Origin of the sequence: Sphingomonas metalli, assembly GCF_014641735.1 — a bacterium.
Lineage (GTDB): Bacteria > Pseudomonadota > Alphaproteobacteria > Sphingomonadales > Sphingomonadaceae > Sphingomonas > Sphingomonas metalli.
In genome coordinates this window covers 704,987-718,591 of record NZ_BMIH01000001.1, presented here as the reverse complement: position 1 = coordinate 718,591, position 13,605 = coordinate 704,987, and the positions used below count along the sequence as shown (strand labels likewise).

Below are 13,605 nucleotides of genomic sequence, written 5' to 3'. Positions count from 1 at the left end.
CGCTCCGAACTCGGAACGGCCGGCGGGTCGGCGCAAAGCCGAACCGTTCGCTCGATATGGAAGGGCCGGCGGAGCGATCCGCCGGCCCTTCTCGTGTCGGTGGCATTCGACTATAGTCCATCACCTATGGCCAGCATCCTGAGCCTGACCACCCCGCGGCTGCTGACTGCGGACGAGTTCCTCCAGATCGACTTCGGTCCCGATCTGAAGGCGGAGCTCGATAACGGCTATATCCGCATGATGGCGGGCGGCTCGCGCGATCATGCGCGGGTGCAGGCGAATATCATCATCGCTTTAGGACCAAGGCTCAGGGGCTCCGGTTGCCGGCCCTATGGCTCGGACATGGCGGTCCGGCCGCATGGCCTGTCGGTCCGCTATCCCGACGTCACCATCGAATGTGGCAGCGCGGGCGGGTCGGGGGCCGATACCGAGCTGGCCGCGCCGCGCGTCATCTTCGAGGTCCTGTCGCCGTCCACGCGCGAACTCGATCTGCGGGTGAAGAAGGACGAGTATCGCGCCATCGCGTCGGTCGATACGATCGTGTTCGTCGACCCGGAGGCGGAGACGGTCGCGACCAGCCAGCGGCGAGGCGGCACATGGGTCGACACGCTGTTCGCTGCGGCCGACGTCGAACTGCCCGCCCTCTCGCTGACCATCCCCCATGCCGAGATCTTCGCGCGCGACTGAGCGCAACCTTGGCGGGCGTTCGCCGTTCGGGCGGGGATGGATCGCGCCGCCGACAGCCGCATACCCGCCGACAGCCTGATCTTCGGCTATGGCCCCATGCTCCCCTTCGTCGCCGCGGCGATCGGCCTGTGGGCCCTGCCGCCGCACTGGGCGGCGCTGGCGCTGCAGCTCGGAATCGTCTGGGGCGCGCTGATCCTCGCCTTTCTCGCCGGGGTCCGGCGGGGGTTCGGCTTCGGCAGCAACGCCGCGTCGACCTTCGCCGAGATCGCGACGATGCTGGTCTATTTCGTCATCGCCGGGCTGGCGCTGATCGTGCCGGATGCGACCGCACGGCTGATCCTGTTGTTCATCGGCTTCGCCGCGGTGGTGCTGCTCGATACCCGCGCGGCGCGGCATGGGGATGCGCCGGCGCATTTCGCCAGGCTCCGCCCGCCCCAGATCGCGATCGCGCTGGTGGCGCTGGTCGCGATGATGCTGCGGGTTTGAGAGGGGCCTAAGGCTGGAGCACGATGATTTGCGGTTCACCCGCCCCTCACACCGTTCGCCCTGAGCGTAGTCGAAGGGCGTGAGACTCACCTGCGCTTTGACTTCGCTCAGCACGAACGGGTCTATACGATGTCATCCGGCTCTGAGTTGTCACCCTCATTCCGACCCCGGCCTGCGCCGGGGTCGGAATGACGGAAGAGCCTTACTTCTTCATCGCGTCGATCAGCTTTCTGACCTCCTGGCTGCGGCCCCGCGGCAGGACGAGGATGTCGTTGCCACTCGCCACGACGACGAGGTCGCTGACGCCGACCATCGCGATGCGGACGCCGTCCGAGCGGACGAGGCAGTTCTGGGTGTCGACCGCGATCACCTCGCCGCCATGGACGTTGCCGTGCGGGTCGGTCTGGCTGATCGCGTGCAGCGCGTCCCAGCTGCCGACGTCGCTCCACCCCATCGCGACCGGCACGACCGCGACGCGATCGGCCTTTTCCATCACCGCATAGTCGATCGAGTCGGACGGCGACGTCGCGAAGGCGGCGGCATCGGGATGGATGCGTGCGCCGTCGCGGCGGCCCTGCTCGATCGAGGTCCTGACGGCGGTCAGCATCTCGGGCGCATGCGCGGCGAGCGCGCCGAGATACATGTCGGCGCGGAACAGGAAGATGCCGCCGTTCCAGGCATGGCCGCCCTGCGCCAGCATCGCCTGCGCCCGGTCGAGCTTCGGCTTCTCGACGAACCGGGCGACGCGATGAACGCCGGGCGCGATCTCCTCGCCGGTCTGGATCCAGCCATAGCCCGTCTCGGGCGCATCCGGCTCGATGCCGAAGGTCACGAGCCAGCCGTCGTTGACCAGCGGCAGCGCGCGGCCGATAGCCGCGTGGAAGGCGTCGACATCGGCGATGACATGGTCCGACGGCATCACCAGCAGCGCCGCCTCGGGATCCTCGGCGACCAGCGCGGCCAGCGCGATGGCGGGCGCGGTGTTCCGGCCGGCCGGCTCCAGCACCAGCGCCTGGGCGGTGACGCCGATCCCGCCGAGCTGCTCCTCGACCTCGCCGGCATGGGCGGCATTGGCGACGACGATCGGCGCGGCGAAGCGTTCGCCCGCCGCCCGGCGCGCGGTCAGCTGCAGCATCGTTTCGTCCGCCGTCAGCGGCAGGAACTGCTTGGGCCGCTCCGGCCGGGACATCGGCCACAGCCGGGTGCCCGACCCGCCGGACAGGATGACGGGAACGATGGTGTTGACGCGCATGGATCCTCCTGAAGCCTGGCCGCCCCCTTAACGCGACACAGGTTAACCCCGTAACGATCATCGCGGCATTCGTGTTCAAGATTTGTCAGCACTTTGGCTTCTATTCGCACTGTCGGACGATTTTACAGTGGCGGCGCGCGGCGGATCACCATGACGGCCACGATCATTCTTTGGGGCCATGCCCTTGCCGCGCTGTTGTTCGGCGCGCTGGCGCTGGCATCGTGGCGGCAGGATGCCGCGCCGCTGCGACGCGTGTCGGCGGTGCCGCACGCCGCGCTCGCCACGGCGCTGGCGCTGACGGCGCTCTGGGCCCTGGCGGTCGCCGGGATCGAGCCCGACGATGTCAGCACGCAGATCGCCAGGGCGGCGCGCAGCCTCGCATGGCTGCACGTCATCGTGCTGCTCGCCAGGGCCCGCGGCGGGGCGGGGCGGTCGATGACGGCGCTCGCGCTGCTCGCGGCGCTGGTCCTGCTCGGCGACATGGTGCTGGCGGTGCTCGGCGGGAGCGAGCCCGGCCGCGCTCTGGCGGTGACGCGGGCGCTGCTGGCGGCGGTGGGCGCTGCCGGAGCGTGCCTGCTGCTCAGCCATGTCGCCGGACAGCGGGGCCGCGACACCGGAGCGCTGCGGCTTTTGACGCTCGGCCTCGCCCTGATCTGGGGCGGCGACCTGATCGCCGCCGCCGCCACCGTGCTGCAGCCCGCGATGCTGGGCGAGGTGATCGCGCTGCGCGGGCCGGTGATGGTCGCCGTCGCGCTGCTGCTGGCGGCGGCGGGCGCCGATCGGGGCGTGAGCGGGCCGGCCCTGTCGCGTCCGCTCGCCATGCGGCTGATCGTGCTCAGCGCCGTCATCGCCTATGCCGGCTTCATCGTGCTGCTGGCGAGCGGCGCGGCGGTCCTGGCAGGCGTCCATGCCCGCGCGGCGCAGACCGCGGTGGTGTTCGGCGCCACCGCGGCGCTGCTCGCCTTCGTCTCCACGCCATGGCTTCGGGCCTGGATGCGGGTCAAGGTCGCCAAGCATCTGTTCGGCCACCGCTACGACTATCGCAGCGAGTGGCAACGCTTCACGGCGACGCTGGGCGTGCCGGGCGAGGGGGCCGATCCGCTCGGCACGCGCATCGTCAAGGCGCTGGCGGATATCACCGATTCGCCCGCCGGCCTGCTTCTCACCTGCGCGGGCGAGGGGCTGGCCGAGGCCGCCGCGTGGCGCTGGCCGGGCGAGCCGAAGGAGCGGGGCGCCGAGGCCGCCTTCGCCCGGCATCTGGCGCAGACCGGGCGCATCCTGTCGCTCGACGAACTGCGCGGCGATGCCGGGGCGCCCGAGTGGCAGGTGGTGCCGCACTGGCTGGCGGGCGATCCCGATGCCTGGGCCGTGGTGCCGCTGCCGCACGGCGAGCGACTGACCGGCGCGATCATCCTGTCGCGCCCGCCGGTCGACCGCGCGCTCGACTGGGAGGATTTCGATCTGCTGCGGATCGCCGGGCGGCAGGCGGCGAGCTATCTGGCCGAGGATCGCGCCCACGCGGCCCTGGCGGAGGCCCGCCGCTTCGACGAGTTCAACCGCCGCTTCGCCTTCCTGATCCACGACATCAAGAATGTCGCGAGCCAGCTGACGCTCGTCGCCCGCAACGCGGAGCGGCATGCCGACAATCCCGCATTCCGTGCCGACATGGTCGCGACGCTGCGCGATTCGGCGGGGCGGATGACGACGCTCCTCGCCCGGCTGGGTCAGCATGACGGTGCCCGGCCGGAGACGGCGCGCCCGGTGGATCTGGCGGAACTCGCCTTGCGGCTGGCTACGGTCCGCCGCGCGCAGCATCCAGTCGAGATCATCGACCAGGGTAGGGCCTTCGCGCTTGCCCAGCCGCAGCGGCTCGAACAGGCGCTCGGGCACCTGCTCCAGAACGCCGCGGAGGCGAGCGCGCCCGGCGCGCCGGTGACGCTGCTGGTCGGCGGCGGCGACGACGGGCGGCCCCGCATCGCGGTGCGCGACACGGGCTGCGGCATGTCGGCGGCGTTCGTGCGCGACCAGCTGTTCCGCCCCTTCGCCTCGTCCAAACCCGCCGGCTTCGGAATCGGTGCCTATGAGGCGCGCCAGCTGGTGCAGGCGATGGGCGGCACGCTGGAGGTCGACAGCCGCGAAGGCGCGGGGAGCTGCTTCACCATCCTGCTGCCCGCCGCGCCCGCCGATACAGGTTCACTGGAGAATGCCGCATGACCCGCCCCGTCCTGCTCGTGGTCGAGGACGACGAGGGGCTCGCCCGCCAGCTCCGCTGGGCCTACGACGCCTATGACGTCGTCGTGGCGGGGGACCGTGCCGCGGCGATCGACGCGATGCGGCTGCACGAACCGGCGGTGGTCACGCTCGATCTCGGGCTGCCGCCCGATCCGGACGGCACGGCAGAGGGTTTCGCGACGCTGCGCGCGGTGCTGGAGATGGCGCCGGCCACCAAGGTGATCGTCGCATCGGGCCATGGCGCCCGCGACAGCGCGCTGGCGGCGATCGGGGACGGGGCCTGGGACTTCTATGCCAAGCCGATCGACATCGATGCGCTGGGCCTGATCGTCGCGCGCGCCTTTCACGTCCATGCGCTGGAGGCGGAGAACCGGCGGCTCGCGGCGCGGAGCGGGCCGGGCGGGTTCGGCGGCCTCGTCTATGCTTCGCCCGAAATGGCGCAGGTCGCCCGGACGCTGGAGCGGGTGGCGCCTGCCGACGTGTCGGTGATGCTGCTCGGCGCGAGCGGCACGGGCAAGGAGCTGCTGGCGCGCGGGCTGCACCGCGCTTCCCCGCGCGCAAGCGGGTCGTTCGTCGCGATCAACTGCGCCGCCATTCCCGAGACGCTGCTCGAGGCCGAGCTGTTCGGCTATGAGAAGGGCGCCTTTACCGGCGCGGTCAAGACGACCGAGGGGAAGATCGAGCAGGCCGCGGGCGGTACGCTGTTCCTCGACGAGATCGGGGATGTGCCGCTGCCCCTTCAGGTCAAGCTGCTGCGCTTCCTGCAGGAGCGGGTGATCGAGCGGATCGGCGGGCGGCGCCCCATCCCGGTGGACACCCGGATCGTCTGCGCGACGCATCAGGATGTCGATGCGATGGTCGCCGAGGGGCGGTTCCGCGAGGACCTCTATTACCGGCTTGCCGAGATCGTGGTGCGCATCCCGGCGCTGGCGGCGCGGACAGGGGATGCGGCGCTGCTCGCCAGGCATTTCGTGAGCGAATATGCCCGCAGCCTCAACCCGGCGGTGACCGGCCTGTCGGCGGATGCCCGCGCGGCGATCGACAGCTGGCGCTGGCCGGGCAACGTCCGCGAGTTGGAGAACCGGGTGAAGCGCGCCGTCATCATGGCGGAGGGGCGGCTGGTAACCGCAGCCGATCTCGACCTGCCCGCCGGCGCCGAGGCGGCGGGGCCGCTCAACCTTCGCGCGGCGCGCGAGGCGGCCGACCGGCGGGAGATCGGCCGCGCACTGGCCCAGGCGGAGGGTAACATCTCCGGCGCGGCGCGGCTGCTGGGGATCAGCCGGCCGACGCTGTACGACCTGCTCAAGGCCTATGACATGCAGGGGTGAGGGGGAACCAAGCCGCTTCGCCTCACCCGCGTCCTCGCTTGCGCCGTCCGCGGCGCTTGCTCATGGAGCGGCGATGGACCCGCTCGACCGTATCGCCGCCGCGCTCGAACGCCTGTCGCCGCCGCCCGCCCCGGCCGCCGATCCGTCGGCGCATCCCGCCTATCGCTGGAGCGCGGGGACGCTGGCGGCGGCGCGCGGCTTCGTCGCCCAGCCGCTCGACCGGCTGGTCGGGATCGACCGGCAGAAGGCGGCGCTGACCGACAATCTGGCGCGCCTCGCCAAGGGCCACGCCGCGCACGACGTGCTGCTGTGGGGCGCGCGGGGCACGGGCAAGTCGGCGCTGGTGAAGAGCGCGGTCGCGGCGGTGCAGGCGACGGGCGGTGACCTCGCGCTGGTCGAGGTGGCGGCGCTCGCCGAACTGCCGGCGCTGTTCACCGCGCTGGCGCCGGTGCGGCGTGGCTTTGCCGTCTTCCTCGACGATCTGGGGGTCGATGCCCCGGCCGAGGCACGGGCGCTCCGGTCGGTGCTGGAAGGCGGGGCGGAGCCGCGGCCCGCGAACGTGCGCCTGCTGGTCACGGCCAATCGTCGCCACCTCCAGCCGCGCGACATCGCCGAGCAGGACAGCGCGATCAATCCGCGCGACTCGGTCGACGACCATCTGGCGCTGGCGGACCGGTTCGGGTTGAGCCTCGGCTTCCACGCGCTCGATCAGGAGGGGTATCTGGCGATCGTTCGCGGCTATCTGTCGCCGCTCGGCCTGCCGTTCGATCCCGACGAGGCGGTGCGCTGGGCGACCCAGCGCGGCAGCCGGTCGGGCCGGGTGGCGTGGCAATATGTGACGGAGGTTGCCGGGCGGGCGGGAATGGCGGTCTAGAGCTGGATGACCTCACATTGACCCGTTCGTGCCGAGCGAAACCGAAGCAGGGGTGAGTCTCAGGCCCTGCGACCGCGCTCAGGGCGAACGGTCAGAGGTGGATCAAGATCACGTCATCCGGCTTCAGGGGCGGCTAGGCGACCGGAAACGTGCCGCCTAGCCCAACGCCTCGACCTGTTCCGCGAGTTCGAGCCAGCGCATCTCCGCTGCGTCCTTCTCCGCCCGGGCCGCCTCGATCGTCTTCATCAGCCTGTCGAAGGTCGCGGGATCGCGGGTGTAGAGGTCGGGATCGGCGAGCTTCGCCTCGTCGCGGGCGATCGCCGCCTCGATCTCCTCGATCCGCTTCGGGAGCAGGTCGTAGTCGCGCTGGTCCTTGTAGGAGAGCTTGCGCGCCGGCGAGGGGGGCGGGGCGGGGGTGGCGGGGGCCTTGGCGGTCTTCTTCGCCTCGAACCGCGGCCGGCGCTTGCGCTCCCAGTCCTCATAGCCGCCGGCCACGACGTCGATCGTGCCCGACCCGTCGAGGCCCAGCGTCACCGTCACCGTCCGGTCGAGAAAGTCGCGGTCGTGGCTGACGATCAGGACGGTGCCGCTATAGTCGGCGATCACTTCCTGAAGCAGGTCGAGCGTCTCGAGATCGAGGTCGTTGGTCGGCTCGTCCAGCACGATCAGGTTCGAGGGCCGCGCGAACTCGCGCGCGAGCAGCAGGCGCGAGCGCTCGCCGCCCGACAGCGTGCCGACCTTCGCCTCCGCCAGGGCGGGATCGAACAGGAACTCCTTGAGATAGCCGTGGATGTGCTTGCGCACGCCCAGCACCTCGATCCAGTCGCCACCATCGGCCAGCACGTCGCGCACCCGCTTGTCGGGCGCCATCAACCGGCGCTGCTGGTCGATGACGATGCCGTCCAGCGTCTTCGCGATCCGGATGCTGCCCGAATCGGGCGCGATCTCGCCGGTGAGCAGCCGCAGCAGCGTCGTCTTGCCCGCGCCGTTCGCGCCGACGATGCCGATCCGGTCGCCGCGCGTGACGCGCAGGCTGAGGTCGCGGATGATCGTGCGGTCGCCATAGGCCTTGCTGACATGCTCGGCGTCGATCACCACCTTGGATCGGCCGTCCTCATGCCCCATGGCCAGCGCGGCGGTGCCCTGCGGCCCCTCCATCGCGGCGCGCTCGGCCCGCATCTCCTTGAGCTTGGCGAGCCGGCCCTGGTTGCGGCGGCGGCGGCCGGTGACCCCGCGCTGGAGCCAGTGTTCCTCGATCTTCAGCTTGGCGTCGAGCCGCTCGGCGTTGCGCGCCTCCTCGGCATAGACCTGTTCGGTCCACGCCTCGAAGCCGCCGAAGCCGATCTCCGCGCGGCGCACCGTGCCGCGGTCCAGCCACAGGGTCTGTCGGGTGAGACGGGTGAGGAAGGTGCGGTCGTGGCTGATGACCACGAACGCGCCCGTATAGCGCCCCAGCCACTGCTCCAGCCAGTCGATCGCGGCGATGTCAAGATGGTTGGTCGGCTCGTCGAGCAGCAGCACGTCGGGCTCCAGCGCCAGCGCGCGGACGATCGCGGCGCGCCGCCGCTCGCCGCCCGATGCCGACTGCGCCTCGCGCGCCAGGTCGATGCCGAGCTGGTCGGCGATCGCCGCGGCCTCGTGCGCGGCCGGGGCATCGTTGCCGGACAGGACATAGTCGAGCAGCGTCGCGAAGCGCGAGACGTCCGGATCCTGTTCCAGCATCACCACGCGGGTGCCGGGCACCACGGTGCGACGCCCCTCGTCGGGCTCGACCGCGCCGGCGAGCAGCCGCAGCAGCGTCGACTTGCCCGCGCCGTTGCGCCCGATCAGCGCCAGCCGGTCGCGAGCCCCGACCTGGATGTCGAGGTGGCGGAACAGCCAGCCCGAGCCCTGGATGAGGCCGAGGTCTTCATAGGATAAAATGGGTGCGGCCATGACAGGGCGGGAACTAGGCGGCCCGGCCGTCATTCACAACCGGTTCAAAGCCCATTAGCTACGGCGTCTGTCCATGAAGAGCCCCGCCCTCCTCGCGCTGCTTGCCGCCGCCGCCCCTGCGATGGGTCCCGCCGAGGCCGTGGCGCAGCGGCGCAACGACCAGATGCAGGCGTTCGACGGTCGGCGCCAAGGCAAGCTGATGAGCCTGCGCGACATCGAGCGGCGGATCGTGCCGAACATGGGCGGCGCCGAATATCTCGGATCGGACTTCGACGGGGAAACCGGGATCTATACCCTGAAATTCCTGCGCAACGGCAATGTCATCTGGGTGGATGTCGATGGCCGGTCGGGCCAGATCGTAGGGCGCACGGGGCGGTAGGGATCGTCGCCGTTCGTGGTCTCGCCACGCGCCGCGACGATCCTGCGCCGCTGCGGCGACTCTCGTTGGCGCAAGGCCCTTGATATTGAGCTGAAACGGTCGTCAACCCAGCGAGGGCCGGGAATTATCAATGACGGCGCAGGGCTGGAACCGCCCGATGTCCCAGGCAGCGCTGGGGCGACGATCTCTCCCATGTCGGCGGAACTAGCGACGCTGCGGCTCCTGTGCCGAGTCGTTGCCGTCCGGTTTTGAGTCATTCCGGGACAAGGATTTTTCGCGCTTTTGCGTTTCCTGCGGGATCGAATCCTGTTAATCCACGATTAAGCTGTTCGCGTAACGATTTCGGCTAACCATCTGCGCGAACGGGTAAAAAGGGGATGACATGAACAAGCTCGTAACGGCCGTGATGGCACTGGCGATGGCGATGACCGCTCAGGTCGCGTCGGCGGCGACCAGTTTCAGCTTCTCCTTCTCGGGCACGACGGGATCGAACCAGACGCTCGAAGGGTCGGGCGTGTTCTTCACCGACGACGGCGTGGATGGTGTCGATGCCGACACCGGTCAGGCCTTTCGGGTGTACGGGATCACCGGCGGAACCGGCACCGTGTCGGTCGGCGGCGTCCTGACCTACACGCTGGACGGATCGCTGGGCACCGTCGGCGGAGATCTGGCGCTCAACCAGCTGGTCACTTTCGATGACAGCGCCGCCCTGCTGGAAGTCGCGCTCGGCCTGACCAACAGCAACGCGCCGCTGGTGCTGTCGCTGGCGGACGTCGGCTACTTCATCTCGGTCGGCGACCTGATCGCGACCGCGGGCGACGTGACGGTGACGGCCGTGCCGGAGCCGGCGACCTGGGCGCTCCTGATCCTGGGCTTCGGCCTGGTCGGCGGAGCGATGCGCCGTCGCCGCGCGGCGGCCTTCGCCTGATCCGTTAAGCCGCGGGACAGCGGCGTTTCCGTACCGGCCGGCTCCGTGGTAGCGGATGCCGGCCGTTTTTCGTTGGTTTGAGGAGAGACCATGCGCGTACTGATCGTCGAGGACGAACCCAATCTGGGCCAGCAGCTGCGCAACACGCTGGAGGGGGCGGGCTATGCCATCGATCTCGCCACCGATGGCGAGGAGGGGCATTATCTCGGCTCCACCGAAAGCTATGACGCGATCGTGCTCGACCTGGGCCTGCCCGAGGTGGACGGGCTGACCGTGCTCGACCGCTGGCGCAAGGAAGGCCGCACCACGCCCGTGCTGGTGCTGACCGCGCGCGACAGCTGGTCGGACAAGGTGGCGGGGCTCGACGCGGGCGCGGACGACTATGTCGCCAAGCCCTTCCAGACCGAGGAGCTGATCGCCCGGCTGCGCGCGCTGATCCGCCGCGCCTCCGGCAATGCCTCGTCGGAGCTGACCGCCGGGGACGTGCGGCTCGACACGCGCTCGGGCAAGGTCACCAAGGCGGGCGAGCCGGTGAAGCTGACCGCGCAGGAATACAAGCTGCTCAGCTATCTTCTGCACCACAAGGGCAAGGTGGTGAGCCGCACCGAGCTGATCGAACATATCTACGACCAGGATTTCGACCGGGATTCGAACACGATCGAGGTGTTCGTGACGCGCATCCGCAAGAAGCTGGGGCAGGACGTGATCACCACCATCCGCGGCCTGGGCTATAGCCTGGAGGATCCGGCGGCGTGAACGGGCGGCTGCGGCCGACACAGCGATGACCGTCACCCGCCGCGGCTTCGGCGCCCTCGTGGCGCTGGCGGGTATGGCCCTGCTCGCCTTTGGCGGGGTGCAGGCGATGCAGGGCGTGTGGCTGGCCGGTTCGTTCCTGATGCTGGCGGGCGGGCTGATGCTGGCCTGGGCGCTGGGCCGGGTGGTGACGGAGACACGCGCCTATCGGCTGTCGGGCCATTCGACGGGATCGCTGTCGCGTCGCATGATCCTGATCGCGGCGGGCTGGATCGGGGTGCTGCTCCTCGGCGGCGGCTTCGCGCTCGACAAGGTGCTGAAGGACGCGGTGACGCGCAACTTCGACGACCAGCTCGAATATGTCATGAAGGCACTGATCCTGTCGGCCGAGATCGCGCCGGAGGGCGAGGTGATCTTTACCCGAGAGGCGGCCGACCAGCAGTTCCTCGAGCCCAATTCCGGCCTCTACTGGCAGGTCTCGGCGCCCGGCCGCGAGCCGTTCCCGTCGCGCTCGCTCTGGGACCGGCGGCTCGCCTATGGCACCGCCCATTCCGACCGCGCGGTCCATGCCTATGACAGCAACCAGTTTCCCGGCGAGAAGCTGCGCATCGTCGAGCGCGACGTGCGGCTGCCCGGATCGCCGGTGCGCTGGCGCTTCCAGGTCGCGCAGAGCCGCGACGGGCTGGACGGGCAGATCGCGGTGCTGCGGCGGACGCTCGTCCGCTCCTTCGCGCTGCTCGCGCTCGGCCTGATCGCGCTGGCCGCGCTCCAGACCTTCTACGGCCTGTGGCCGCTGCGCCGGGTGCGGGCGGAGATCGCGCGGATGCGGGCGGGCCAGTCGACGCGCGTCTCGACCGCGATGCCCGACGAGGTGCGGCCGATGGTGGACGAGCTCAACGCGCTGGTCGAGCATAACGAGAAGCAGGCGGAGGAGGCGCGACGGCACGCCGGCAACCTCGCCCATGCGCTGAAGACGCCGCTGACCGTGATCATGAACGCGGCGACCGCGCAGGCCGACGATCTGGCCGACACGGTGATCCGCGAGGCGCGGACGATGCGGCGCCAGGTCGACCATCATCTCGCCCGCGCGCGGGCGGTCGGGCGGCGCGGATCGGCGCACAGCCGGGCGGAGGTGTGGCCGAGCCTCGAGTCGGTCGAGCGTGCGGTCGGCCGCCTCTATCGCCATGTCCGCATCGACGTGACCGGCCCCAAGGATCTGTCGGTCCATGTCGAGCGGCAGGATCTCGACGAGATGCTCGGCAACCTGATCGAGAATGCGGCGAAATATGGCGGGGGCAGCGTCTTCGTCACCGTCTCGTCGCAGGCCGGCTTCGTCGAGATCATGGTGGAGGACGACGGCACCGGGATTCCGGAAGCCGATCGGGTGCGGATCTTCGACCGCGGGGTGCGGCTCGACACCGGCAAGCCTGGTACCGGGCTGGGCCTCGCCATCGTGCGCGACGTGGCGGAGATCTACGAGGGTACGGTGTCGCTCGAGGAGAGCGAGGATCTCGGCGGGCTGCTGGTGCGGCTGAGGCTGCCGGTCGCGGGATAGAGCCGCGGAGAAGCGCCCGGCCTGCGATCGCGAAGCATTGGGGGCTGCGTCGGGATGACCGTTCACTCGCGGTTCGTCGCCCCAGCGCAGGCTGGGGCCTCTCGCGAATGAATTACTCACGATCGAGACAGATCCCGGCCTACGCCGGGATGACGGGAGTGGACTAGGCGGCGACCGGCGCGCGCACCGCCTCCATCGTCAGCGTCAGGCTGCGCTTGCGCGCCTCCTGATCGTAGATCGCGCTCGTGACCATGACCTCGTCGACGCCCGTGCGACGGACGAAGGCGTCGATGCCGCGCGCCACCGTGTCGGGGCTGCCGATCGCCGAGCAGGACAGGACATGGTCGAGGATCGCGGCACCCTGCGGTCCGAGCGAGGCGCGGTAGCCCGGCACGGGCGGGGGGAGCTGGCGCGGATTGCCGGTGCGCAGCGCGACGAACGACTGTTGCTGGGAGGAGGCGAGCAGTTCCGCCTCCGCATCGGTGTCCGCGGCGAAGACGTTGAAGCCGGCCATGGCATAGGGCTTGTCGAGCACCGCCGATGGGCGGAAATGGCTACGATAGACGTCGAGCGCCTGGTCGAGCGCGTCGGGCGCGAAATGCGAGGCGAAGGCATAGGGCAGACCGAGCGCGGCAGCGACCTGCGCGCCGTAGAGGCTGGAGCCGAGGATCCACAGCTCCGGCTTCGCGCCCGCGCCGGGCGTCGCTACGATGCCGCCGGCGGCCTCTCCCGCAAAATAGGACTGCAGCTCCATCACGTCCTGCGGGAAGGCGTTGGGATCGGTGTCGAGCAGGCGGCGCAGCGCGCGGGCGACGCGCTGGTCGCTGCCCGGCGCCCGGCCGAGGCCCAGGTCGACGCGGCCCGGATACAGGGCGTCGAGCGTGCCGAACTGCTCGGCGATCACCAGCGGGGCGTGGTTGGGCAGCATGATGCCACCCGCACCGACGCGGATCGTGCGCGTCGCGGCGGCGACATGCGCGATCACCACCGCGGTCGCGGCGGAGGCAATGCCGGTCATGCCGTGATGCTCGGCCACCCAGTAGCGGGAGAAGCCCACCCGCTCCGCATGGGCGGCGAGGTCCGCGGCGCGGGCCAGCGCCTGGGCGACGCTGCCGCCCTCCACCACGGGGACGAGATCGAGAAAGGAAAGACGGGTCATGCCAACGGAGATGGGGGCGGGACCGGGGACGCGCCAG

At 70.4% G+C, this 13,605-nt stretch carries 12 protein-coding genes; 9 read left to right on the top strand and 3 right to left on the bottom strand.

Going from position 1 to position 13,605, the window contains the following annotated elements; all coding sequences use genetic code 11:
• The first annotated feature begins 126 nt into the window (after positions 1 to 126).
• Entirely contained in the window at positions 127 to 687 is a 561-nt protein-coding gene (locus IEX18_RS03700) for a Uma2 family endonuclease (protein ID WP_188657276.1), read from the top strand.
• 36 nt (positions 688 to 723) lie between these two features.
• Positions 724 to 1,173, top strand: coding sequence for a DUF3429 domain-containing protein (locus IEX18_RS03695; protein ID WP_188657275.1), 450 nt, complete (start codon positions 724 to 726; stop codon positions 1,171 to 1,173).
• A gap of 202 nt (positions 1,174 to 1,375) precedes the next feature.
• Here the strand turns inward: IEX18_RS03695 and IEX18_RS03690 are convergent, their stop codons facing one another.
• Positions 1,376 to 2,425, bottom strand: coding sequence for a mannose-1-phosphate guanylyltransferase/mannose-6-phosphate isomerase (locus IEX18_RS03690; RefSeq protein ID WP_188657274.1), 1,050 nt, complete (start codon positions 2,423 to 2,425; stop codon positions 1,376 to 1,378).
• A gap of 150 nt (positions 2,426 to 2,575) precedes the next feature.
• Between IEX18_RS03690 and prsK the strand changes: the two genes are divergently transcribed.
• The 3 genes from prsK to IEX18_RS03675 all read left to right on the top strand — a co-directional run bounded on the left by prsK (position 2,576) and on the right by IEX18_RS03675 (position 6,859).
• Positions 2,576 to 4,639: an XrtA/PEP-CTERM system histidine kinase PrsK gene (gene prsK / locus IEX18_RS03685; protein ID WP_188657273.1), complete on the top strand. Its 2,064-nt coding sequence runs from the start codon at positions 2,576 to 2,578 to the stop codon at positions 4,637 to 4,639.
• Entirely contained in the window at positions 4,636 to 5,985 is a 1,350-nt protein-coding gene (gene prsR, locus IEX18_RS03680) for a PEP-CTERM-box response regulator transcription factor (RefSeq protein WP_188657272.1), read from the top strand. The genes prsK and prsR overlap by 4 nt, the downstream gene beginning before the upstream one ends.
• Positions 5,986 to 6,058: 73 nt before the next feature.
• On the top strand, positions 6,059 to 6,859 hold the full coding sequence (locus IEX18_RS03675) for a DUF815 domain-containing protein (RefSeq protein WP_188657271.1): 801 nt from the start codon (positions 6,059 to 6,061) through the stop codon (positions 6,857 to 6,859).
• A 156-nt stretch (positions 6,860 to 7,015) separates the two neighbouring features.
• Here the strand turns inward: IEX18_RS03675 and IEX18_RS03670 are convergent, their stop codons facing one another.
• A complete protein-coding gene (locus IEX18_RS03670) occupies positions 7,016 to 8,794 on the bottom strand; it encodes an ABC-F family ATP-binding cassette domain-containing protein (RefSeq protein WP_188657270.1) in 1,779 nt (592 codons plus the stop codon).
• 73 nt (positions 8,795 to 8,867) lie between these two features.
• Here IEX18_RS03670 and IEX18_RS03665 point away from each other — a divergent pair, with 73 nt between their 5' ends.
• From IEX18_RS03665 to IEX18_RS03650, 4 genes are all read left to right on the top strand, one after another.
• A complete protein-coding gene (locus IEX18_RS03665; RefSeq protein WP_188657269.1) occupies positions 8,868 to 9,173 on the top strand; it encodes a hypothetical protein in 306 nt (101 codons plus the stop codon).
• Between the two features lie 382 nt (positions 9,174 to 9,555).
• Complete coding sequence (locus IEX18_RS03660) at positions 9,556 to 10,101, top strand: PEPxxWA-CTERM sorting domain-containing protein (RefSeq protein ID WP_188657268.1); 546 nt, start codon at positions 9,556 to 9,558, stop codon at positions 10,099 to 10,101.
• A gap of 90 nt (positions 10,102 to 10,191) precedes the next feature.
• Entirely contained in the window at positions 10,192 to 10,857 is a 666-nt protein-coding gene (locus IEX18_RS03655; RefSeq protein ID WP_188657267.1) for a response regulator transcription factor, read from the top strand.
• Between the two features lie 244 nt (positions 10,858 to 11,101).
• Entirely contained in the window at positions 11,102 to 12,409 is a 1,308-nt protein-coding gene (locus IEX18_RS03650) for a sensor histidine kinase (protein ID WP_229664404.1), read from the top strand.
• Between the two features lie 163 nt (positions 12,410 to 12,572).
• On the opposite strand, the gene IEX18_RS03645 is transcribed toward IEX18_RS03650, so the two are convergent.
• On the bottom strand, positions 12,573 to 13,568 hold the full coding sequence (locus IEX18_RS03645; protein ID WP_188657266.1) for an LLM class flavin-dependent oxidoreductase: 996 nt from the start codon (positions 13,566 to 13,568) through the stop codon (positions 12,573 to 12,575).
• Positions 13,569 to 13,605: the final 37 nt, after the last annotated feature.

Coding starts and splice junctions, on each gene's coding strand:
- IEX18_RS03670 (WP_188657270.1), bottom strand. CDS start 8,794: ATGGCCGCACCCATTTTATCCTATGAAGACCTCGGCCTCATCCAGGGC.
- prsR (WP_188657272.1), top strand. CDS start 4,636: ATGACCCGCCCCGTCCTGCTCGTGGTCGAGGACGACGAGGGGCTCGCC.
- IEX18_RS03700 (WP_188657276.1), top strand. CDS start 127: ATGGCCAGCATCCTGAGCCTGACCACCCCGCGGCTGCTGACTGCGGAC.
- IEX18_RS03645 (WP_188657266.1), bottom strand. CDS start 13,568: ATGACCCGTCTTTCCTTTCTCGATCTCGTCCCCGTGGTGGAGGGCGGC.
- IEX18_RS03695 (WP_188657275.1), top strand. CDS start 724: ATGGATCGCGCCGCCGACAGCCGCATACCCGCCGACAGCCTGATCTTC.
- IEX18_RS03650 (WP_229664404.1), top strand. CDS start 11,102: ATGATCCTGATCGCGGCGGGCTGGATCGGGGTGCTGCTCCTCGGCGGC.
- IEX18_RS03665 (WP_188657269.1), top strand. CDS start 8,868: ATGAAGAGCCCCGCCCTCCTCGCGCTGCTTGCCGCCGCCGCCCCTGCG.
- prsK (WP_188657273.1), top strand. CDS start 2,576: ATGACGGCCACGATCATTCTTTGGGGCCATGCCCTTGCCGCGCTGTTG.
- IEX18_RS03675 (WP_188657271.1), top strand. CDS start 6,059: ATGGACCCGCTCGACCGTATCGCCGCCGCGCTCGAACGCCTGTCGCCG.
- IEX18_RS03660 (WP_188657268.1), top strand. CDS start 9,556: ATGAACAAGCTCGTAACGGCCGTGATGGCACTGGCGATGGCGATGACC.
- IEX18_RS03690 (WP_188657274.1), bottom strand. CDS start 2,425: ATGCGCGTCAACACCATCGTTCCCGTCATCCTGTCCGGCGGGTCGGGC.
- IEX18_RS03655 (WP_188657267.1), top strand. CDS start 10,192: ATGCGCGTACTGATCGTCGAGGACGAACCCAATCTGGGCCAGCAGCTG.